This is a genomic window from Bradyrhizobium quebecense (assembly GCF_013373795.3).
Taxonomy (GTDB): domain Bacteria; phylum Pseudomonadota; class Alphaproteobacteria; order Rhizobiales; family Xanthobacteraceae; genus Bradyrhizobium; species Bradyrhizobium quebecense.
In genome coordinates, this window is record NZ_CP088022.1 from 3373523 (window position 1) to 3393500 (window position 19978).

General features: G+C 65.4%; 20 protein-coding genes. 4 read left to right on the forward strand and 16 right to left on the reverse strand.

Translation table 11 applies throughout. The features are described from left to right. Positions 1-6 precede the first annotated feature (6 nt). The 9 genes from hydA to psrA all read right to left on the reverse strand — a co-directional run bounded on the left by hydA (position 7) and on the right by psrA (position 10860). Positions 7-1419: a dihydropyrimidinase gene (gene hydA / locus HU230_RS16330; RefSeq protein ID WP_176530780.1), complete on the reverse strand. Its 1413-nt coding sequence runs from the start codon at positions 1417-1419 to the stop codon at positions 7-9. Further along, the gene (locus tag HU230_RS16335; RefSeq protein ID WP_176530778.1) at positions 1419-2183 is read right to left on the reverse strand and encodes an aspartate/glutamate racemase family protein; all 765 of its coding nucleotides are present in this window, start codon (positions 2181-2183) and stop codon (positions 1419-1421) included. Before HU230_RS16335 ends, hydA begins: the two co-directional genes overlap by 1 nt. Next, positions 2180-2998, reverse strand: a complete 819-nt coding sequence (locus HU230_RS16340; protein WP_176530777.1) for a GntR family transcriptional regulator — start codon at positions 2996-2998, stop codon at positions 2180-2182. Before HU230_RS16340 ends, HU230_RS16335 begins: the two co-directional genes overlap by 4 nt. Then, on the reverse strand, positions 2995-3771 hold the full coding sequence (locus HU230_RS16345; protein WP_176530775.1) for a maleate cis-trans isomerase family protein: 777 nt from the start codon (positions 3769-3771) through the stop codon (positions 2995-2997). Before HU230_RS16345 ends, HU230_RS16340 begins: the two co-directional genes overlap by 4 nt. A 53-nt stretch (positions 3772-3824) precedes the next feature. Next, the gene (locus tag HU230_RS16350) at positions 3825-5129 is read right to left on the reverse strand and encodes an MFS transporter (protein ID WP_176530773.1); all 1305 of its coding nucleotides are present in this window, start codon (positions 5127-5129) and stop codon (positions 3825-3827) included. A gap of 439 nt (positions 5130-5568) precedes the next feature. Further along, positions 5569-6885: an MFS transporter gene (locus HU230_RS16355; protein ID WP_210284223.1), complete on the reverse strand. Its 1317-nt coding sequence runs from the start codon at positions 6883-6885 to the stop codon at positions 5569-5571. 98 nt (positions 6886-6983) lie between these two features. Then, positions 6984-8432, reverse strand: coding sequence for a phosphonoacetaldehyde dehydrogenase (gene phnY, locus HU230_RS16360; RefSeq protein ID WP_176530771.1), 1449 nt, complete (start codon positions 8430-8432; stop codon positions 6984-6986). Between the two features lie 24 nt (positions 8433-8456). Then, positions 8457-9701: a phosphonoacetate hydrolase gene (phnA, locus tag HU230_RS16365; RefSeq protein ID WP_176530769.1), complete on the reverse strand. Its 1245-nt coding sequence runs from the start codon at positions 9699-9701 to the stop codon at positions 8457-8459. 28 nt (positions 9702-9729) lie between these two features. Next, positions 9730-10860 carry an iron-containing alcohol dehydrogenase PsrA gene (gene psrA / locus HU230_RS16370; RefSeq protein ID WP_176530767.1) on the reverse strand — a complete coding sequence of 377 codons (1131 nt, stop codon included), beginning with the start codon at positions 10858-10860 and terminating at the stop codon, positions 9730-9732. Between the two features lie 80 nt (positions 10861-10940). Between psrA and HU230_RS16375 the strand changes: the two genes are divergently transcribed. Further along, a complete protein-coding gene (locus HU230_RS16375) occupies positions 10941-11849 on the forward strand; it encodes a LysR substrate-binding domain-containing protein (protein ID WP_176534993.1) in 909 nt (302 codons plus the stop codon). On the opposite strand, the gene HU230_RS16380 is transcribed toward HU230_RS16375, so the two are convergent. From HU230_RS16380 to HU230_RS16395, 4 genes are read right to left on the reverse strand one after another with little or no spacing between them, the layout of a single operon-like run. Beyond that, the gene (locus HU230_RS16380; protein ID WP_176530765.1) at positions 11818-12984 is read right to left on the reverse strand and encodes an MFS transporter; all 1167 of its coding nucleotides are present in this window, start codon (positions 12982-12984) and stop codon (positions 11818-11820) included. The two genes, HU230_RS16375 and HU230_RS16380, sit on opposite strands and share 32 nt — an antisense overlap. Further along, positions 12981-13406 carry an arsenate reductase (glutaredoxin) gene (gene arsC / locus HU230_RS16385; protein ID WP_176530763.1) on the reverse strand — a complete coding sequence of 142 codons (426 nt, stop codon included), beginning with the start codon at positions 13404-13406 and terminating at the stop codon, positions 12981-12983. The genes HU230_RS16380 and arsC overlap by 4 nt, the downstream gene beginning before the upstream one ends. Then, positions 13403-14089, reverse strand: a complete 687-nt coding sequence (locus tag HU230_RS16390; protein WP_176530760.1) for an aquaporin — start codon at positions 14087-14089, stop codon at positions 13403-13405. The genes arsC and HU230_RS16390 overlap by 4 nt, the downstream gene beginning before the upstream one ends. Next, positions 14089-14448, reverse strand: a complete 360-nt coding sequence (locus HU230_RS16395; RefSeq protein WP_176530759.1) for an ArsR/SmtB family transcription factor — start codon at positions 14446-14448, stop codon at positions 14089-14091. The genes HU230_RS16390 and HU230_RS16395 overlap by 1 nt, the downstream gene beginning before the upstream one ends. 49 nt (positions 14449-14497) lie before the next feature. Between HU230_RS16395 and HU230_RS16400 the strand changes: the two genes are divergently transcribed. Beyond that, positions 14498-15025: a DUF6428 family protein gene (locus HU230_RS16400; RefSeq protein ID WP_176530757.1), complete on the forward strand. Its 528-nt coding sequence runs from the start codon at positions 14498-14500 to the stop codon at positions 15023-15025. Positions 15026-15064: 39 nt separating this feature from the next. On the opposite strand, the gene HU230_RS16405 is transcribed toward HU230_RS16400, so the two are convergent. From HU230_RS16405 to mgtE, 3 genes are all read right to left on the reverse strand, one after another. Continuing rightward, positions 15065-15274 (reverse strand): hypothetical protein, encoded by a 210-nt coding sequence (locus tag HU230_RS16405; RefSeq protein WP_176530756.1) that lies wholly within the window; start codon positions 15272-15274, stop codon positions 15065-15067. Positions 15275-15468: 194 nt separating this feature from the next. Next, positions 15469-15789, reverse strand: a complete 321-nt coding sequence (locus HU230_RS16410; RefSeq protein ID WP_176530755.1) for a helix-turn-helix domain-containing protein — start codon at positions 15787-15789, stop codon at positions 15469-15471. Positions 15790-15934: 145 nt separating this feature from the next. Beyond that, positions 15935-17356 carry a magnesium transporter gene (gene mgtE, locus HU230_RS16415; protein WP_176530753.1) on the reverse strand — a complete coding sequence of 474 codons (1422 nt, stop codon included), beginning with the start codon at positions 17354-17356 and terminating at the stop codon, positions 15935-15937. A gap of 99 nt (positions 17357-17455) precedes the next feature. On the opposite strand from mgtE, the gene HU230_RS16420 reads away from it, so the two are divergent. Then, complete coding sequence (locus tag HU230_RS16420; RefSeq protein WP_176530752.1) at positions 17456-18295, forward strand: polysaccharide deacetylase family protein; 840 nt, start codon at positions 17456-17458, stop codon at positions 18293-18295. Positions 18296-18390: 95 nt separating this feature from the next. Continuing rightward, on the forward strand, positions 18391-19767 hold the full coding sequence (locus HU230_RS16425) for a polysaccharide deacetylase family protein (RefSeq protein WP_176530750.1): 1377 nt from the start codon (positions 18391-18393) through the stop codon (positions 19765-19767). Positions 19768-19978: the final 211 nt, after the last annotated feature.

The following is a 19978-nucleotide window of genomic DNA, read 5'->3' on the forward strand; positions in this document are numbered from 1 at the left end:
TGGGTGTTACGGGATGGTTGCCCCCGCCTGGGGTTTGGCGCGCGGCAAATATGTGCCGTGCTCCTTGCTGCCGACAAGGGTGCCGTCGTCGACGACCACCTTGCCGCGCACCATGGTCAGCACCGGCCAGCCGGTGACCTCGAGCCCTTCATAGGGCGTATAGTCGGAGCCGTCATGGATCAGCTCGTGGCGGATCGTCACCTTGCGCTCGGGGTCCCACAGCGCGATGTCGGCATCCGAGCCGACGGCGATCGTGCCCTTGCGCGGATAGAGGCCGTAGATCTTGGCGTGATTGGTGGCGCTGAAGGCGACGAAGCTGTTGAGGTCGATGCGCCCCTTTACCACGCCCTCGGAGAACAGGATCGGCAGCCGCGTCGCCACACCGGGGATGCCGTTCGGCACCCAGCGGAAGCTGGTGCGCCCCTTGGGCGCGAGCTTTCCTTTCGGGTCGTCGTAGCGGAACGGGCAATGGTCCGACGAGAACACCGAGAACACCTTCTGCTGCAAGCCTTCCCAGCACGCCTGCTGGCTTGCGACGTCGCGCGGCGGCGGCGAACAGACGTACTTCGCGCCCTCCATATTGAGCTGATCGAGGTCTTTCTCGGTCAGCATCAGATATTGCGGGCAGGTTTCACCCATCACCCGCAAGCCCCGCTGCTGCGCGCGCCGGATCTCGTCCATCGCCTCGCGGTTCGAGACATGCACGATCATGATCGGCACGTCGACAAGCTCGGACAGCGAAATTGCGCGATGCGTCGCCTCGCGCTCGACCGGGATCGGCCGCGAGGTCGCGTGGAAGCGCGGCGCAATGTTGCCGGCGCGTTCCAGCCGGTCGGTGAGGAAGCGGATGGCGTCGAAGTTCTCCGCATGCACCATCAGCATCGCGCCGGTCTCGCGCGCGACTGACATGGTCTCGAGCAATTCGCGATCCGACAGCGCCAGCCCCTCATAGGTCATGAAGACCTTGAGCGAGGTATAGCCGTCCTCGACCAGCGCCGGCAGCTCCTGGCCCAGCACATGCTCGGTCGGGTCGGTGACGATCAGATGGAAGGCGACGTCGACATGGCATTCGCCGTCCGCCAGCGAATGGTAGTGCTTGAGCGCCTCGCGCAGCGTCTGGCCCTTCTCCTGCAGGCAGAACGGCAGCACGGTGGTGTTACCGCCGAACGCCGCCGAGCGGGTGCCGCTGGCAAAGCCGTCGGCCATCACGATGCCGTCGCCCGACGGCTGGGCGAAGTGGACGTGGCTGTCGATGCCGCCCGGCAGCACGAGCCGGTCGGTGGCGTCGATGATCGTGGCCGCATCGCCGAGATCGCGGCCGAGCGCCGTGATCTTGCCGTCACGGATTCCGACGTCGCAGGCAAAGGTGTCGGCAGCGGTGACGACGGTGCCGCCACGAATGATGGTGTCGAAGGACATCAGTCTGTCCCCTCTTTCGGTGAGCGATGTTCGATGATTGCAGCAAGCGGCTCCGCCAGTCCGAGCGTTGGTTTCGGATCAGGCCGCCGGAAGGTGCCGGCGACCGCCTTGCGCGGCTTGAGCACGGCAAGCGTCTCCGCCTGGCGCACAGCGGCCGCGACCGGATCGACCACGGGCACCGGAATACGGTCGCGGACCCTTGCGGCAAGGCCTGCGAGCGGCGCGCCCGACAGAATGACGACGTCGGCGCCGTCCTGTTCGACCGCCCGGTTGGCGAGCGCGACCAGCAGCTCTTCCTTCTCGGCCTGCACGTCGGAGATCGACTGGAAGCCACCGTCGAGCGTGCGGATGCCGGCGCAGCGTGAACTCAGCCCGTGCATGGCGACGCATTCCTCGTACCAGGGCGCCAGCGCGCCGGCGAAGGTCACGATGGAGAACCGCCGGCCGAGCATGCAGGCGGTGAGCATCGCGGCCTCGGCCAATCCCACCACCGGAAACGCAAACAGCTCACGCGCACCGAACAGGCCGGGATCGCCGAACGCGGCGATGATGGCGGCATCGATGCCGGGGCCGGCCTCGGCCAACATTTCCAGCGCGATCGCGCCGCCGATCTGAGCCTCGGCGCGGGTCGCGATATAGGGCACGCCGCGCGCGGCGGTCGCGGGCACGAGTTCGGTGCCGGCTGAAGCCACCTTGCTACCGGCGGCATGGAGCAGATCCGTGACCGCCACTGTCGTGTTGGGATTGAGCAGCAGGATCTTCATGGCGCAACGTTCCTCGTCTTGCGGCCGCGCGGCTTTGCGGGAGTGTCCGGTACCGCGTCGTCATCCGCCTCGTCATTCAGTGCCTTGCCATCCAGCGTCTCGGCGACGATCTCGCCGGTGCGGCGCACATGGTGGGCCAGCATCTGCCCGGCCCGCGCCGCATCGCGGCGCCTGAGCGCGGCCAGGATATCCTGGTGCTCGCGCACCGATTCATCCCAGCGCCCGAGCACCGAGAGCGCGAAGAAGCGCGCGCGCTCGGCCCGCGCCAGCAGCGCCTCATGCGTCGCCTTCAGCACCGCGTTGCGGGCGAAGCCGACGATCGCCGAATGGATCTGCTGGTTGACTTGAAAATAGTCGCGCAGCTCGCCCCGGCCGTGATGCCATTCGATCTTGTCCTGCAGCGCATCGAGCCGTTCGAAATCGGCGTCCTCCATCCGCAGCGCGGCGAGCTCGGCGGCGCAGCGCTCGATGCCGCTGACGGCCTCGAACAATTCGGTCAGTTCGGCACGGCGGAACGGCGCGACCACGGCACTGTGGTTGAGCCTGAGTTCAACCAGGCCTTCGTTCGCCAATTGCTTCAGCGCCTCGCGCAGCGGAGTCCGCGAAATGCCGAGCGCGTCGGACAGGTCCGCCTCCCCCAGCGACTGTCCCGGCGCCAACTCGCCGCGCACGATCATGGTGCGCAGCCGCGCCGCCGCCTGCTCGTGCAGTCCGACCCGCGGCACGCGCAGCCGGCGCCGCTGCAGCGCCGTCATCGCACGCTTGGATTCCTTGCTCCGTCTGCTCGTCTTGGCTTCAGTCTTGGCTTCGGTCACCGCACGCCTTTATCGTCATGATCGGGGATCGCGGTCGCTGCGCGCAGATCGGGGTTCGTAAACAGGCTGCCCCAGCCGTGCACGCGCGACGGATTGCAGCCCACAGCTGTGAGACACGCCCACAGCGTCACCGCGATCGAATCCAGCACCGGCACGCCAAAACCGCGCTCCAGCCGCTCGGCGGCGCCGGCGCCGCGCATGTTGGTGCAGAGCACGACGGCGACATCGCAGCCCTCGCGCACCACTTCCTCGATCAGGCCTGCGACCTCGACCTCGCTGACCTCGGCAAAGGAGAAATTGTCCTGCAGCGACAGATGCCGCTCGGCAAAACAATGCAGCCCGGCCGAATTCCAGTTGGCGATGATCTTGTCCTGCACATCCCTGCGATACGGCGTCACCAACCCGATGCGTTGGGCGCCGATCCGCCGCAGCAGGTCGCGATAGGCCAGCACCGTGGTGCAGGCCTTAATCCCGGTCGCCGCCGTGATCTGCTCGCACAGGCTCTCGTCGCGATCGAAGCCGAGCCAGCTTGCCGAGGTGCCGTTCCAGGCGATGACGTCGACCTTGGCATGGGCGAGCAATTCTGCCGCGCGCAGAATCTCGCTGGCGTCGAACTGGCGCAGCGCCTGCTCCGACAGCGCGATCTCCGTCACCTTGAAGCGCGAGAAATGCGCTGAGACGTCGTCGACGCCCGCCAGCATCGCGCAGGTGATCGGCTCGAGGGCTGTATTCGACGACGGCGTCAGCATGCCGAGCCGGACGGGAGGTGTCATTCGCTTGCCTCATCAACCGGCCGAACCCTTGGCAGGATTCGGCCGTCCTCGTTTCAGACCGGGAGCTTGCGGCTGTAATCGATCAGGGTCGAGCAGATCAACAGCGCAATGCCCGCGGCGGCAAAATACATCAGCGCGAGGAAGTAGGAGCCGGTGGCCTGCACGATGAAGCCGACGATCAGGGGCGTCGTGATGCCGGCGATGTTGCCGCCGAGATTCATGCAGCCGCCGAGGAAGCCGGACTTGCCGCGGCCCGCCAGCGCCGACGGGATCGCCCAGTACATGCCGCACCATCGCAGGAAGAACAGCGTCGTCGACAGCAGCACCACGACCACGACCGCGTTGGTGACGTAGGCGACGAGGAAGATCGACACGGTCGCCATGATCGCGGCGATACCGAACAGTGTGCGGAACACGGTGTTAGGCGCCCCGCCCCGCGCCCGCCAGCCGTCGCCGATCCAGCCGCCGACCAGTTCGCCGACGAAGCCCGCGAAGAAGATGATGAAGGATGCGCCGCCGAGCGCCTTGATATCGAAGCCGTGCACCTTGAACAGATAGGTCGGCATCCAGGTCAACAGCCCGTAGAACGTGGTGTTGAAGAACATCCAGCCGAGGCACATGCACCAGACCGAGCGGAAGCGGAAATAGGCCATCCCGCTTGCGCCCGACGACGGCGGCGTCGCCGCGTCCTCGATCGCATGCGCCTCCTCGAGATAGCGCGCCTCGGCTTCATTGACCGACGGATGCTCGCGTGGCGCGTTGCGGATGTAGTACCAGGCCCACAGGCCGCACAGCATGGTGCCGACGCCCGCGACGACGAAGGCGACGCGCCAGGAGCTGAAGGCCGCCATCAGCCAGGCGATCACGATAGATCCCAGCGCAGCGCCGAGCGGCGCGCCGCCATCCAGCAAGGTGGCGCCGCGGCCGCGCTCGGTCTGCGTCATCCAGATCGCGTTGAGCTTGCCGCCGGCCGGATAGATCGGCGCTTCCGATGCGCCGAGCCCGAGCCGGGTCAGCAGCAGCAGCATCCAGCTGGTGGACAGCGCCGCCAGCGCCTGGAAGAAGCCCCAGAACAGCGTTGCAAGGGCGATCACGATCCTCGGCTTGAAGCGATCGGCGAGCATGCCGCCCGGCACCTGCATCAGCGCGTAGGTCCAGAAGAACGAACTCAGGATCAGGCCCTGCATCGCCGGATCGATGTCGAACTCCTTGGCGATCACAGGCATCGCGACCGAGAGCGAGGCGCGATCGATATAGTTGATCGAGATCAGGAACAGCATCAGCAGGAAGATCTTCCAGCGCACGCCGGAAGGCTTCGCCGTATCTGCCATTGCGATGGTGGACACCTGATCGCGCATTGCTCGCTCCTCTGCCGGCAGATTGTTTTTGCCCCGCGCCGACCCGCGTCATCGAAGGTCTTTGGCCTCTCCTGCCCCGCGCGAAGTCTGCTTCAAGCCGTGCGAGGCGACAAGCACATTTTGCATTCTGCATGCAATTTTATACATATCATTGATATGACTAGATATTATTATGGTACCGCTCCGTTTTTAATCAGCCCGTGGTGAGCAATTGGGCGCTGGCTCGTCGGCGCGGCCAGGCGGTTTCAGCGAATTGGCGCGGTGTTTGGGCTCCAACGTTCGCGCGCGGCTGCGTTCCGCTGGCTGCAAAAAGGCGTAGCCCGCATGAGCGAAGCGACATGCGGGGACCACAGCAACCCCGGATATCGCTTCGCTCATCGGGCTACACATACCCCGATGGCCGCGTCCCGGGCAGTCACCCGGGACGCATGTGAGTGAGCTAGCGTCGGATGAAGGCTGCCACCACGGCGCTGGAGGTCGCGCAGACCGCGACGACGAGGAACACCAGCGAGGTCTGGTTATGCTTGTCCATGAAGTGGCCGATGATCGGCTCGCCGAGACCCGCGAACAGATAGGCGAAGGAGTTCATCACCCCGGTTGCGGTCCCTGCCCGCTTGTGGCCGACCAGATCCGGGCACAGCGCCCAGAACGAGGATTGCGGGCCGTAGGTGAAGAAGCCGCACAGGAACAGCACCGTCATCCCGAGATAGACCTCGGTGGTCGGGATCGCGTACATGCACAGCGCGGTGACCGCGGCGAGCACCATATAGAGCACGATGGCGAGGTACCGCCGCGAGCCGAACACCTTGTCCGAGACCCAGCCATTGCTGAACGCACCCACCGCCATGCCGACCGGCAGCGCGATGCTAATCCAGCGCGGATCGATCGCCGAGGTGGCGCCGGCCTTGGCCCAGTTGCTGCCGAGGAAGTGAACGGGCACCCACACCAAAAGGCCATAGCGCGCCGCGTTCTGGAAGCCGATCGAGACGCCGGCGACCAGCAGGCGCCAGTTCGACAGCACCGCTTTGTAGCGCGCAAGCGAGCCCTCATTGGCGTCGACCGCGGCTTCGGTTGCGGTGACGTCGTCGGCCTCGTCATGCGGCGAGGCAAAGCCCATGTCCTCGGGCTTCTCGCGCGCGATCAAATAGAATGCGATGCCGCCGAGCAGCAGCAGCACCACCGGAATGCGGAAGATCCAGCGCCAGTCGAGCTGGAAATAGCCGACCACCACCAGCGAGGTGACGAACGACAGTACCGAGGCGAGACCGGCCGCGAAGGTATAGAGCCCGTAGACCGTGCCGCGCTCGTGGCGACCCCACCAGTTCGACAGCAGCCGGCTGCCCGGCGCCCACCCCATCGACTGGAAATAGCCGTTGATGCCCCAGAACGCGGTGAGGCTGACGATCCCTGTCGAGAGGCTGGTCGCCCAGTTCATGATGAAGGAGAGGATCGCACCCGCGCTCATCACGCGGCGGCCGCCGAACTTGTCGCCGAGATTGCCGTTGATGGCCTGCCCGACCGCGTAGCACCACAATAGCGCCGCGCTGGCCCAGCCCAGCACCTCCTTGCTGACGCCGAACTCGGCCTGGATGCCGGGAATCGCGAAGCCGAAGGTTTGCCGCCCGGTGTAGAAGAACAGATAGCAGAACATCGCCGCGAACAGCATCCGCCACTGCGCGCGGCGGAACGATGTCGCAAGCTCCGGATTCTGGACTCCGACCGAGCCGACGCTCGCCGGACTGAACGTGATCGACATTGCAGCCTCCCCTGATGATTGTTTTGTTGTTCACCCTCGGGCCGCCGCGCTGTTGTTGTTACGCGCGTGCGGCCCTCCCTTCGGATCGACGCGCGTCCCTACACCGGCCAGGGCAGCGAATAGGTCTTGACGTTGGTGAAGCTCTTGATCGCCTCCTGCACGCCTTCCTTGTAGCCAAGGCCGGAGTCCTTGATCCCGCCGAATGGCGACATCTCGATCCGGTAGCCCGGCACTTCCCAAACGTTGACGGTGCCGACATCGAGCTCATTGACGAACCGCGTGATGTAGTCGAGCCGGTTGGTGCAGACGCCCGACGACAGGCCGAATGCCGTCGCGTTCGAGATCCGGATCACGCTCTCGATATCGTTGGGCACGCGGATGATCGGGATCACAGGACCGAAGGTCTCCTGCATCACCAGCTCGCTGGTGTAGGGAATCCGGTCGACCACGGTCGGCGGATACAGCGCGCCTTTGCGGTCGTTGCCGTGCAGGAGCTCGGCGCCGTCGGTGACCGCAGCGTGGACCCTTCGCTCGAATTCCTTCGCCGCGCCCTCATGGATCACGGTGCCGACATCGACCGTCGGATCCATCGGATCGCCGCACTTCAGGGTGCGCGCCTTCTTCAGCACGAGATCAGCGAAATCGTCGGCGACGGCCTCGACGCAGAGGATGCGCTTCACGGCCGTACAGCGCTGGCCGGAATTCTTGGTCGCGCCGGTGACCGCAAGCTCGGCCGCCTTCTCGAGATCGGCGTCCTCCATCACGATCAGGGGATCGTTGCCGCCGAGCTCGAGCACCAGGCGCTTGTAGCCGGCTCTGTCGGCGATGTGCTTGCCCACCCTGACCGAGCCGGTGAAGGTCACGAGATCGGCGTCCGGATCGGTGATCATCGCATCGCCCATCGAATGCGGATTGCCCGTCACCACCGACAGCATCTCGGGCGGCAACCCGGCTTCGTACAGTACGTCGGCGAGCGCGAGCGCGGTCAGCGGTGTCAGCTCAGTCGGCTTCAGCACCACGCGGTTGTTGGTGGCGATGGCCGGCGCGATCTTGTGGCTCACCATGTTGAGCGGATGGTTGAACGGCGTAATCGCCGAGATCGCGCCGAGCAGCGGCGTGCGCGTCGTGAAGATCTTGCGCGCCTTGCCTTGCGGGCTGATGTCGCAGGAGAAGGTCTCGCCGTCGTCCTTGATCGCAAGCTGCCCAGCAAAGGAATAGACGTCGTAGGCGCGGCCGGCCTCGTAGAGCGAGTCCTTCCAGCACAGCCCGGACTCCGCGGTGATCAGCCGCGCGAATTCCTCCTTGCGGCCCGCCAGGATCTCGGCGGTGCGCAGCAGGATGCGCTGGCGCTCGTAGCGGGACAGCTTCGGCTTGAACGCCGCCGCCCTGGCAAAGGCGTTGCGCACATGCTCGGGGCGCGCCGCCGGCACCGTGCCCACCACCTTGTTGGTGTAGGGATTGAAAACCTCGACATGCTCGTCGGTGTCGACGAGGCTGCCTGCGATGCGCATCTGCTCGTGGCGAACTGCCGGGCTCTGGATGTTCATGGTGGTGTCCTTAAGGTCCGGATGTCACTGGATGCGGTTGAGCGCGACGTCGAAGACGTCGAAATTGCGCAAGGCATGACCGGCCGGCAGTGCGATCTTGCGGTTGGCGATCAGCGGCACCCGCTGCTCGGTCAGTCCGCCATGCGAGCGCAGCGGCTCGGTCAGGCCGGACAGATCGTGGCGAGACTCGCTGGTGCCAAGCACCTTGTGCCTGGTCGAGATCACGACGATGTCGCCGATCCGGTCGGGCGGCAGCTCGAACCGGGCGCAGGCGTCGTTGCGCGGCAGCGCCACCTCGATACCCTTGATGTCGCGCAGCCGCATCAGCAGCGTGTCGACGTCGGCGCCCTCGGGCGTGTAGATCGTCGCGAACGAGCCGAGCGAGCCGTGATGGGCGACATAGGGATCGGTGATCGGCAGGATCACGCGCGCGGTGCCTGTACCCGTCCAGTCGTCCATGACGTCCTGGAGGTAGATCACATCGGGCCTGCCGTCGGGCAAGAACTTGTCGTTCATGCCGTGGTCGGCGGTCGCCACGACGTTGCAGCCGAGCGCATCGAGCCTGGCAAGATAGCCGTCGATCATCGCGTAAAAGTCGTTGGCGATTCTGGTGCCGAGCCCGACCTTGTGCTGGATGTAGTCGGTGGTCGACAGATACATCAGGTCCGGACGATGCCGCTCGACCAGCTTGACGCCGGCCGCGAACACGAAGCGCGACAGATCCGCCGAATAGACCTCGGGCAGCGGCAGGCCGACGAAGTCGAGCACATTGTCGATGCCGTTGGCGGCCCTGGTGGCCTGGTCGGCTTTCTCCGACGAGAAGGCGATGGCACGGCCGCTCGCATAGTCGAGCCCATAGGCCAGCAAGGTGCGCAGCTTGTCCTTGGCGGTGACGGCGGCGACCTTGTAGCCGGCGTCATGCACGCCGGCCAGGATGGTCGGCGCGCGCAGGAATTTCGGATCGTTCATCATGACTTCGGCGTCGTTTGCCGTGTCGTAGAAATAATTGCCGGCGATGCCGTGCACCGCGGGCGGCCGTCCGGTGATGATCGAGAGGTTGTTCGGATTGGTGAAGCTCGGGATCACGCTCGCGGCATGCACATGCGCGCCCTCCTTCATGAAGCGCGCGAAGGTCGGCGCGACGCCGGCCTCGATCGCCTGCTCGATATAGCCGGGCTCTGAGCCGTCGAGGCAGATCACGACCGTTGGCCGCGTCGGCGCGTCGTAACGACGTCCGTTGACGGTGATGGTTTTGCGATTGTCTTGCACTGTATCTCTCCGTGTCGCTATGCCGTCGTCACGCGCTCGCCGCGCTCGGCATCCGCAGCGTTTGCGATGCCTCGATCAGCCGTTCCTTGGATCCCAGGAAGTTGCGGCCGCGCTCGCCCTGCAGCGAGTCTGCGATCAGCGCGTGCCATTCGGCGCGCTCGATCCTGTAGGCCGCCGGGTTGCAGGAGATGCCGAGCCGCGCCATGAAGTCCTCGAGATCGTCGGCGGCGCGCGCCAGGTCGGCGCCGAAGATCTGCTTGAGGCTGTCCTCGCAGAGCCCGCCCGCCCCCTTGACGCTGCGCAGCACCATCGGCAGCGAGAACGAGCAGGCAATGCCGTGCTGCACGCCGTGCCGCAGCGTGATCGGATAGGACAGCGAATGCGCGATCGCGGTCTTGGTGTTGGAGAACGCCAGCCCTGCGAACAGCGCCGCCTGCGCCATCCGGCTGCGCAGCTCGAGATTGCCCAGGTCATTGGCGAGCTTCGGCAGCACGTCGAGAACGCCGCGCGCCGCCGCCACCGCATGGTTGGCCGACACCGGGTTGTTATTGACGTTCCAGATGCTCTCGAGAGCATGCGACAGCGCGTCGAGGCCGGTGCTGATGGTCAGAAGCTGCGGCTTGCCGAGCATCAGGCGCGGATCGATCACCGCATGGGTCGGATAGAGCGACGGCCGCGCCAGCGAATATTTCTTGCCGTTGGCCTCGTCCCACACCGTGCCCCAGCACGTCACCTCGCTGCCGGTGCCCGCGGTGGTCGGCACCGCGATGATCGGGATGGCTGAAAGGCGATCTGCGCCCTGCTGCGTCTCCAGATAGGTTTTGACGATCGCGAAGTCACCGCCGGCTGCCGCGAACACCTTTGCGGAATCGATCACGGAGCCGCCCCCAAGCGCGACGATCACCTCGGGCTGCCTGGCGAGCCCGGCAAAGCGCGCGGTCTGCTCGGTGAGCAAGCGGTAGTCCGGATTGGGCGCGACATCGCGGATGGTTAGAACCGAAGCCCCCGCCGCAGCGCGCAGCCGCCGCTCGAGCTCGGCGAAGATCGGCTCGCCATAGGTCACCAGCGCATAGGCGCGCTTGCCGATCAACGCCGGCAGCTTGTCGAAGCTGTCGGCTCCGAATTCGACTCTTACCGGGTTGGAGTAACTCCAGTCCATCCGCGCGTCCTCCGTTTGGCGCGAAGGTACGGCGCCGGCTGCTATTGACAAATTCATTCTTCGGATACGTTCTATTGATTATGTCAATAGTGTTCAGCCAGCTGCGTGCCTTCCATGCGGTCGCCACGCATGGCGGCTTCACCGCGGCCTCGCGCGTGCTCAATGTCGGGCAGCCGACGCTCACGATCCAGGTCAAGGAGCTGGAGGAGACCTACGGCGTCGAGCTTCTGATCCGCAAGCCACGGCACACCGAGCTCACCGAAGCCGGCGCCGCGCTGTTCGAGATCACCCGCGGCATCATGACGTTCTGCGACGAGGCGCACGAACTGTTGGCCGCGCATGGCAAGGCAACCAAGGGGCATCTACGGGTTGCGACCGTCGGGCCGTTTCATGCCACCGAGATCATCGCCGCGTTCAAGCGCGATCACCCCGAGGTGCAGATCTCGACCCTGCTCGGCAACTCCGAACGCACTCTTCGTCACATCGTCAATTTCGAGGCCGACGTCGCGATCCTGGCGGAGGTGCCGGAAGATCCGCGCGTCACCATGATCCCCTATCGCACGCACCGCGTGATCGTGTTCGTCAACCGGGATCATCCCTGGTTCAAGCGGAAATCGGTCAGGCTGCGCGAGCTTGCCGACCAGCCCATCGTGCTGCGCGAGCGCGGCTCGACCACCCGGCGCGCCTTCGAGGCGACGATGCAGGCCGAGGGCATCAGGATCGAGCCGGTGTTCGAGATCGAAAGCCGCGAAGGCGTGTGGAAGGCTGTCGAGCGTGGGCTCGGCATCAGCGTCGTCGCCGACTTCGAATTCGTGCCGCACCCGAACCTGCGCGCGCTCGAGATCAGCGACCGCACCATCAAGACCCAGTACAGCATCGCCCATCACAGCGGCCGCGACCACTCGCCGATCATCAAGGCGTTCATCGAGACGGTTCGGCGGATGAAAGGTCGTGACGCTACTGCGAAGGGCTCTTCGGTTCGGCCTTGAGTGCGAACAGCGCAAGGAGCGCAGCGAGACTGAGAGCCGACGTGACCGCGAACGTATAGCCGCCGAGCGGTGAGATCAGAAATCCGAATACCAGCGGCGCGATCGCTTGCGACAGTCGCGACGGCGCGCCGAGCAGCCCCAAGCGGTAGCCGTAATCCTTTGGACCGAATATCGCCAGCGGCAGCGTGCCACGCGCGATCGTCAGGATGCCGTTTCCGGCGCCGTGCAGCAGCGCGAAGATCCCGGCAAAGCCACCGCCAAACAGGCCGATGACGCAGGCGCCCAAGGGGTGCGTGATGCAGGCCAATCGCGCCGACCAGAGTGGATGGAAGTGCTTCAGCAGGCTCGCTTCGACAATCCGCGCCGCCACCTGCGCCGGGCCGATCAGCGCGCCCGCCGCGATCGCCTGTGTCTGCGTCGCGCCCAACGCCTCCAGAATTCGCGGCAAATGCACCGCCATCGCGGACGTGACGCTCCAGGCGGCCGCGAAGGCAAAGGCGAGCAGCACCATCGCGCGGTCGATCGGAATATGCGGCTTTGGCGTGTCGGCTGCGATCCGATGCTCGCTCTTCAGTCTGGGCATCACGAACGCGTTGAGCGGCAGGCAGATCAGAATGTGCGCCGCCGCCCAGCCGAAGCAGGTCCAGCGCCAGCCGATGGTTGCGAGGCCCCACGCGGTGAGCGGCCAGCCGATCGTGCTGGCAAACCCCGCGATCAAGGTGATGCCGGTGATGGAGCGGCGCGCGGAGTTGCCATAGATGCGCCCGAGCGCCGCAAAGGCCGCATCATACAGGCCAAGGCCCATGCCGACACCGAGCAACAGCCAGCTTGCGGCCATCAGAACGGTGCCCTGCGAAAGCCCGAGCAGGATCAGGCCGGACGCCAGAATCAGGTTGGACGCGCAAAGCACTTCGCGCCCGCCCATGCGGTCGATCTGGCGGCCGACGCGCGGACCGAGCAGTCCTGATATCACGAGCGCCATCGAGAACGCGGCGAACAGCCAGTTCGTGGATATGCCGAGGTCCCGCGCAATCGGGTCCGCGAGAATGGCCGGCAGATAATAGCTCGACGCCCAGGCCAGGGTTTGCGTGGTGCCGAGCGCGACGATCAGGAGGTTATCTGCACGGCGGCTCATTCAGCGCGCGCACCCGGCGTCCTCGGCGAAATCACTTCGCCGTCTTCCTTGACGAACCGGCCGATGTCGGCAACGGCGAGGAGATCAAGGACGGCCTCGGACGGCCGGCACAGCTTCACGCCTTTCGGCGAGACGACGATGGGCCGATTGATCAGGATCGGATGCGCCATCATGAAATCGATCAATTCGTCGTCGCTCCATTTTGGATTGGCGAGATCGAGCGCGGCATAGGGCGTGCCCTTCTCGCGGAGCAGCGCGCGCGGTGTCATGCCCATGGCAGCGATCAGCGCGATCAGCTTGTCGCGCGAGGGAGGCGTCTTGAGATATTCGACGATCTCCGGCTCCTCCCCGCTTTGGCGGATCATGGCCAGGGTGTTGCGCGACGTTCCGCAATCGGGATTGTGGTAGATCGTGATTGTCATCGGATTACTTCCTTGGTGGGTTCGGCGCCCCGCAGCAGCCAGGTCATGAATGCCAGCGCGACCATGGCACCCAGAACCTCGGCGACGATGAATCCCGGCAGATCCTGCGCGCGGATGCCGGAAAACGTGTCGGTGAACGATCGCGCGATGGCAACGGCCGGATTGGCGAAAGACGTGGATGCGGTGAACCAGTACGCGGCCGTGATGTAAAGCCCGACCAGCCATGGAATTGCGGCCTCACGAAACCGGAGGCCACCGATGATCGTTGCGATCAGTCCGAACGCGGCAACGAATTCGGCAAACCATTGCGGAAATCCCGTCCTTGCCTTGGCCGAGAACTCCAGGAGCGGCAGGCCGAACATGGCGTGCGCGACCATTGCGCCGAGGATTCCCCCGAGCACCTGCGCCGCGACGTACTGCGCGGCATGCGGTGGACGGAGTTCGCCCTTGAGCATGAACACCAGCGTGACCGCCGGATTGAAGTGCGCGCCTGATATTGGTCCAAGGATCGTGATCAGCACCACCAGGATGGCGCCGGTCGGAAGGGTGTTGCCGAGCAGCGCCAACGCCACGTCCTTGGTCAAGGTCTCGGCCATGATTCCGGAGCCAACGACGGTGGCGACCAGCAGCAAGGTACCGAGGCCCTCGGCCACCAGGCGCCGCGGCAGGTCGAAGCCGCGCATCAGGCTCGCGCCTTCTTCTTGGCGGTGGACGGCCCGCACCGGGCATCGGCGAGCGCCGGCGCGCAGATTTCCGGGTGGCCCGCGCAGCAATCCTTCATCAGGAAGGCAATGAGGTCACTCAAGCCGGTGAAATCCGCCGAGTAGATGATCGAACGCGCCTCGCGACGCGGCACGATCATGCCGGCATGCTCGAGGTCCTTCAGATGAAAGGACACGTTGGATGGCGATACTTCGACCGCCTCGGCGATCGCCCCTGCCGCCATGCCATCCGGGCCGGCCTGTACCAGCAATCGCACGATCCGCAGCCGCGTTTCCTGCGACAGCGCGGCGAAGGCGGTTCGGGCTTGACGCTCCTCCATCTTTCGATAATCCTACAATTCAAGAATCATTGAAATGAGGATAGCAGCCATGGATACGCTTGCCAATACCCGATCGACCGTCGGCGCCCTGCTGCCGGTGGAAGAGCTCTCGTCCGCAACGCTGCTTTCCAGCCTCGAGGCGCACAAGGAGAAGCCGCTGATCTTCAGTTACGACGGCCGGGATGTCCGCCCCAGCTATCACGTGACCGAAGTCAAAACCGGCTCATTCAGAGGGCTCGATTGCGGCGCGAACCCCGAGAGCTGGAGCGAGACCTTCATTCAGCTCTGGGACATCGAAGAGGAAAACCGGGGCCACATGCCGGCCGGGAAGTTCCTTGCGATCATCCGCAAGGTCGACGAGGCGGTCGGCTTCGATCCGCAGGCCAAGCTGACCTTCGAGGTCAGCGACGGCGTACGGCCGATGCAAATCTATCGCGCGGAACGCATGGATGCCGGCGACGCCGCGATCCGCGTCTATCTCTCGGCACGTCCATCGAGCTGCAAGCCGCGCGACCGATGGCTGCAGGAGCAGCAATCCTGTTGCGCGCCGAAAGCCACGCAACCGTGCTGCGGCTGATCGTCAGACGACCAGCCGGCCTGACGTTCCGGTCGCAAGCTATCCGTGCTCGTCGAAGCGAGCCAATGCTCCCTCGATGAGCTCGATCTCCTCGGCGAGGGTCTCGTTCACGACCGATGGCCTGAAACCTGGGACGCTGTGGGTTCGAACATCGTCCAGCAGGTGTTGGCGGTGGTCTCTGAGCTGTTCCAGCGCTTGACGGTTCTTCAGTGACACGTAACCGGCAATGATCTGCTCGATGGCCTTCATGGGAAATCCACGCTTCAAAATAAGAACGTACTGCAATCCATCGATTAAAGCGGCCAAACCGCCTTGCTGGCAAGTCCCGTGAGATCGTGCCGGAAGCGAGGGCCCCGTTGCCGTCCCCCCCGCACGACACCGGTGTTGTGGCCGGCATGCGCGATCAATTGGCCGACAATGAACGCCGCGCGCGGCGTATCAGTTCACGCCGCCGTCGGCTCGCTCGACAGCGCGGCGAACACCGTCTCCGGCGAATGGGCGATCACGGCGAGCAGCGCGCGGGCGGGTCCCCGCGGGGCGCGCTTGCCCTGCTCCCAGTTGCGGATGGTCTCCACCGGTACGCCGAGCTTGGCGGCGAATTCGAGCTGGGTGAGCTGGGCCCGGCGGCGCAGATCGCGCACGGCCGGTTGCGAGGCCGAAGGCTGCATCGGCGCCTCGGCCGGATGTGCGGGCGCGAGCGGGATTTCCTGCCCGTCGCGCAATTCGACGATCCGTCCGTCCGCCTTGAGCCGCAACCGCTGCATGATGGCCCCCGTGATGGCCCCTCTGGAGATAGGAGCATCATCCGCCAACCCCGTTAAGGCGCGATTAACGATAAACGCGCCCGCCGGCGCCCCCGTCATGCATGATCTTGTCGGAAAACCGCTTCGCACTTTTCCGGATCATGCGCTATTTCAGCCCGAACCACAGCGTGGCGATGCCGAGAAACGAGAAGAAGCCGACCACATCGGTGACGGTCGTGACGAAGGTGCCGGAGGCAACCGCGGGATCGGCGCGCACCCGTTCCAGCACCATCGGAATCAGGATGCCGCCGAGCGCACCTGCGACCAAGTTGCAGATGATGGCAAGTCCGATCACGATGCCGAGGCCGGGGATCTTGAACCAGGCCACCGCGGCGATGCCGGTGATGACGGCAAAGGCGAGCCCGTTGACGAGCCCGACCATGGTCTCGCGCAGCACCACGCGCGTCGCGTTGAACGCACCGAGCTCCCGGGTGGCGAGCGCGCGCACCGCGACCGTCATGGTCTGGGTCGCGGCATTGCCGCCCTGGCTCGCCACGATCGGCGCCAGCACCGCGAGCGCCACCATCTTCTCGAGCTGCCCCTCGAACAGGCCGAGCACCGAGGAGGCCAGGAACGCTGTGGCGAGATTGACCAGCAGCCAGTTGAAGCGGCCGCGGGCGATGGTCCAGACCGTGTCGGACAGCTCTTCGGGATGGGTAACGCCGCCCAGCGCCTTGAGGTCCTCGTCGGCCTCCTCCTCGATCACGTCGACGACGTCGTCGATGGTGATCACGCCGACCAGCCGCTCGGTGGTGTCGACCACGGGAGCCGCGACCAGATTGTACTTGCCGAACATCCGCGCGACCTCTTCCTGGTCTTCCAGCGCGGAGACCCGGCGACGGTCCTCCTCGATCAGGTCCTTGACCGGAACCGGGCGGCGCGTGCGCAGCAGCACGTCGAGCGGCACCGCGCCGAGCAGATGCTTGTCGGCGTCGACCACATAGATCTCGTAGAAGCGGTCCGGCAGATCGGGCGTGTCGCGCATGTAGTCGATCGCCTGCCCGACCTTCCAGTCCGGCGGCACCGCGATGAACTCGGTCTGCATCCGCCGGCCGGCGGAATTCTCCGGGTACAGCAGGCTGCGCTCGATGTCCTCGCGTTCGGCCGCCGGCAGCTTCTCCAGTATCTCTTCCTGGTCCTCCTCGTCGAGGCTTTCCAGCAGCTCGACGGCGTCGTCGGATTCGAGCTCGCGGACGCCCTCGGCAACGGTCTCCGGCTCGAGTTCCTCGAGGATCTCCTCGCGGACCGTCTCGTCGACCTCGTTGAGCGCCGAGAAGTCGAAGTCCGTACCCGTGATCTCGACCAAGGTGACGCGGTCGTCCGGCTCCAGCGCCTCGATCAGGTCGCCGAGATCGGCCTCGTGCAGTTCCGCCACCACCTCGCACAGCAGGGGCCGGTCGGCGGCGCGAATGGCCCGGGTGATCTCCGTGACGAATTCGGGGCGGAGCTGGCCCTCCTCGTCCCGCATCGGCATCCGGGCGAGCGGGTTGGCCTCGGCGGGTTCGACAACGTCGATATTCTCGGCCATGCCGTGATTCGCCGGTTTGACAGGAGGGGAAAAACTGCTCTGATGAGTGCGGAACGGATTACCTAATCGACGGTGCCGAGTGCAATGAAAAATATTGCAATGAGAAACATGTCGAGCGGCCCACGGTCAATCGTCAATGTCCTCGCGACTCTGCTCGCGCTCGCGCCTGTTGCGCTGATCCCGCTCGCGCCGCTTGCGCTGATCGGCCCGGCGCAGGCCGCCGAATGTCCGCGCAAGGACGCACTCGGCACCTCGCGCGTGCTCGAGGTCGATCCTGCGACCTATCCGCGCGTCGGGCTGAAGAGCTTTCCGCAGACCCTGCCGCTGCGGGATGGCGAGGTCGTGCTGACCTTCGACGACGGGCCGACACCTGGCGTCACCGACAGGGTGCTGACGGCGCTGGCAACCGAATGCGTGCAGGCCACCTTCTTCATGGTCGGCCGCAATGCGGCCGATCATCCCGACATGGTTCGCAAGATCGCGCGCCTCGGGCACACCATCGGCTACCACACGTGGGACCATCCACATTCCAACAAACTCTCGACGGATCAGGCCGAAGCGAACATCAATCGGGGGATCGAAGCGGTCCAGACGGCTTTGCGCGGCACCGCGAGCACGGTCCCGAGCACGCCGTTCTTCCGGTTCCCCTATTTCGAGTCGACCCCCGCCCTGCTCGAGCGCCTGGAAAAACGCGGTATCGCGGTGTTCGGCGCCGATTTCTGGGCCAGCGACTGGAACAAGATGACCCCCGAGGAGGAACTCAAGCTGCTCACCGGGCGGCTGGAGGGCCATCGCAAGGGAATTATCCTGCTGCATGACCCGCAAATGCGAACAGCCGAGATGCTGCCGGCCTTCCTAAGGTACCTGCAGGAGCATAATTATCACGTCGTCCACATCGTCCCGGCGGCGTTGAAAACCGTGTCTGACCGGACACATTGAACCCGGGACCCAAGGTGGATTACAGACCGTTAAGGCGGCATTCATGGGGCCCCACCTAAGGATTCGACAGTGCGTTTGGAATGCGGCCGAGATTGATGATTGCAGACGTCCTGGTGATGATCCGGAAGCGGTCGTGGACCGTGATCGGCGCGGCGCTGCTGGGCTGCTGCTTGATGACGCCGCAGGCCGGCCTCGCCGCGGATTGCCCGGGTAACCCCAACGCGCTCGGCACCTCGCGGACCATCGTCGTCGATCCCAGGGAACATCCGCGGATCGGCACCATGCAGTATCCGGAGACACTGCCGCTCGCCGATCACGAGGTGGTGCTGACCTTCGACGACGGGCCGCTGCCGAAATACAGCAACCAGGTGCTGGCGATCCTCGCCAGCCAGTGCGTCAAGGCGACCTTCTTCACCATCGGCTCCCAGGCCCGGTTCAATCCGGAGGGCGTGCGCAAGCTGGTCGCCGCCGGGCATACCGTCGGCACGCACACCCAGAACCATCCGCTGACGATGAACAAGATGCCGCTCGAGCGCGTGCGGCAGGAAGTCGACGACGGCATCGCCTCGACGCTCGCCGCCCTCAACGGCGACAAGAGCAAGCTCGCGCCGTTCTTCCGAATCCCCGGCCTGATGCGCGCCGATATCCCCGAAGCCTATCTGGCGTCACAGGGCATCCAGGTCTGGAGCGCCGACTTCCCAGCTGACGACTGGCGCCACATCTCGCCGCAGCGGGTCTACGACCTTGCGATCCAGCGGATCGAGGCCAAGCACAAGGGCATCCTGCTGCTGCACGACATCCAGCCGCGCACCGTCGCGGCGCTGCCGCGCATCCTCAACACGCTGAAGGAGCGCGGCTACCGCATCGTCCATGTCGTGCCCGCGACAGCGGACCGCCCGGCGACGCCGACCGAGCCGCAGCAATGGTTCATGCGTCCGCCGACCGAGACGGTCGCAATCACGCGCTGGCCCAAAATTCCGAACTTCGTCTTCACCGCGACGCGGACGCTGCCGGCCCCGGTGTTTGCCGACATGGATTGGCGCGATGCCGACATTCTCGATCACGCGCAGCGCGCGCGCGTCGGCGCATCCGTCCGCACGCTGTGGCCGCAGCCGCAGTTCACCCAACTCGCGTCAGTTTCGACATTGCCGATCCCAGCGGCTGACGTGTTTCGCGTTCCCGAAGCGCTGGACCTGACCCTTCTCGCGGCCCGCTCAGCGGCCGATCGCCGTCTCGCACAGCACGCGACAGCGGCCTCCGGAGTTGGCGCACCGCGTGCGCAGGCGATCTCGGCGCGCCAGGCCAGCCACCAGAAGCAGGCCGCGCATCAGTTCCCCGCTCCGGCGCACGGCCGGCTTCACGCCGCGCCGCTGCGTGTCGCGCCGCCCGCCGCAAGCAATGCGTCGGTCCACGTCGCCAGGCGCACCCCGCGCGCCGAGGCCTCGGCGGCCAGCAAGCGCGTGCCTGACTAGACGAATCCACATTCAGCGGAGCCAAATGCAGATTGCGGCGAGGTGGACGAATGCGAGGAAGTCGTCTGCCCGTCGGTCATATCGCGTGGCGAAGCGGCGGAAGCGTTTGAGCTTGTTCGTTGCGTCTCGGTGAGCTCGTTTCTGCTCCGAAACCGGTGCGGTCATCGGCTGTCGAAATTGAAAGAGTTGGACATTTGCGGCGATCGGCATC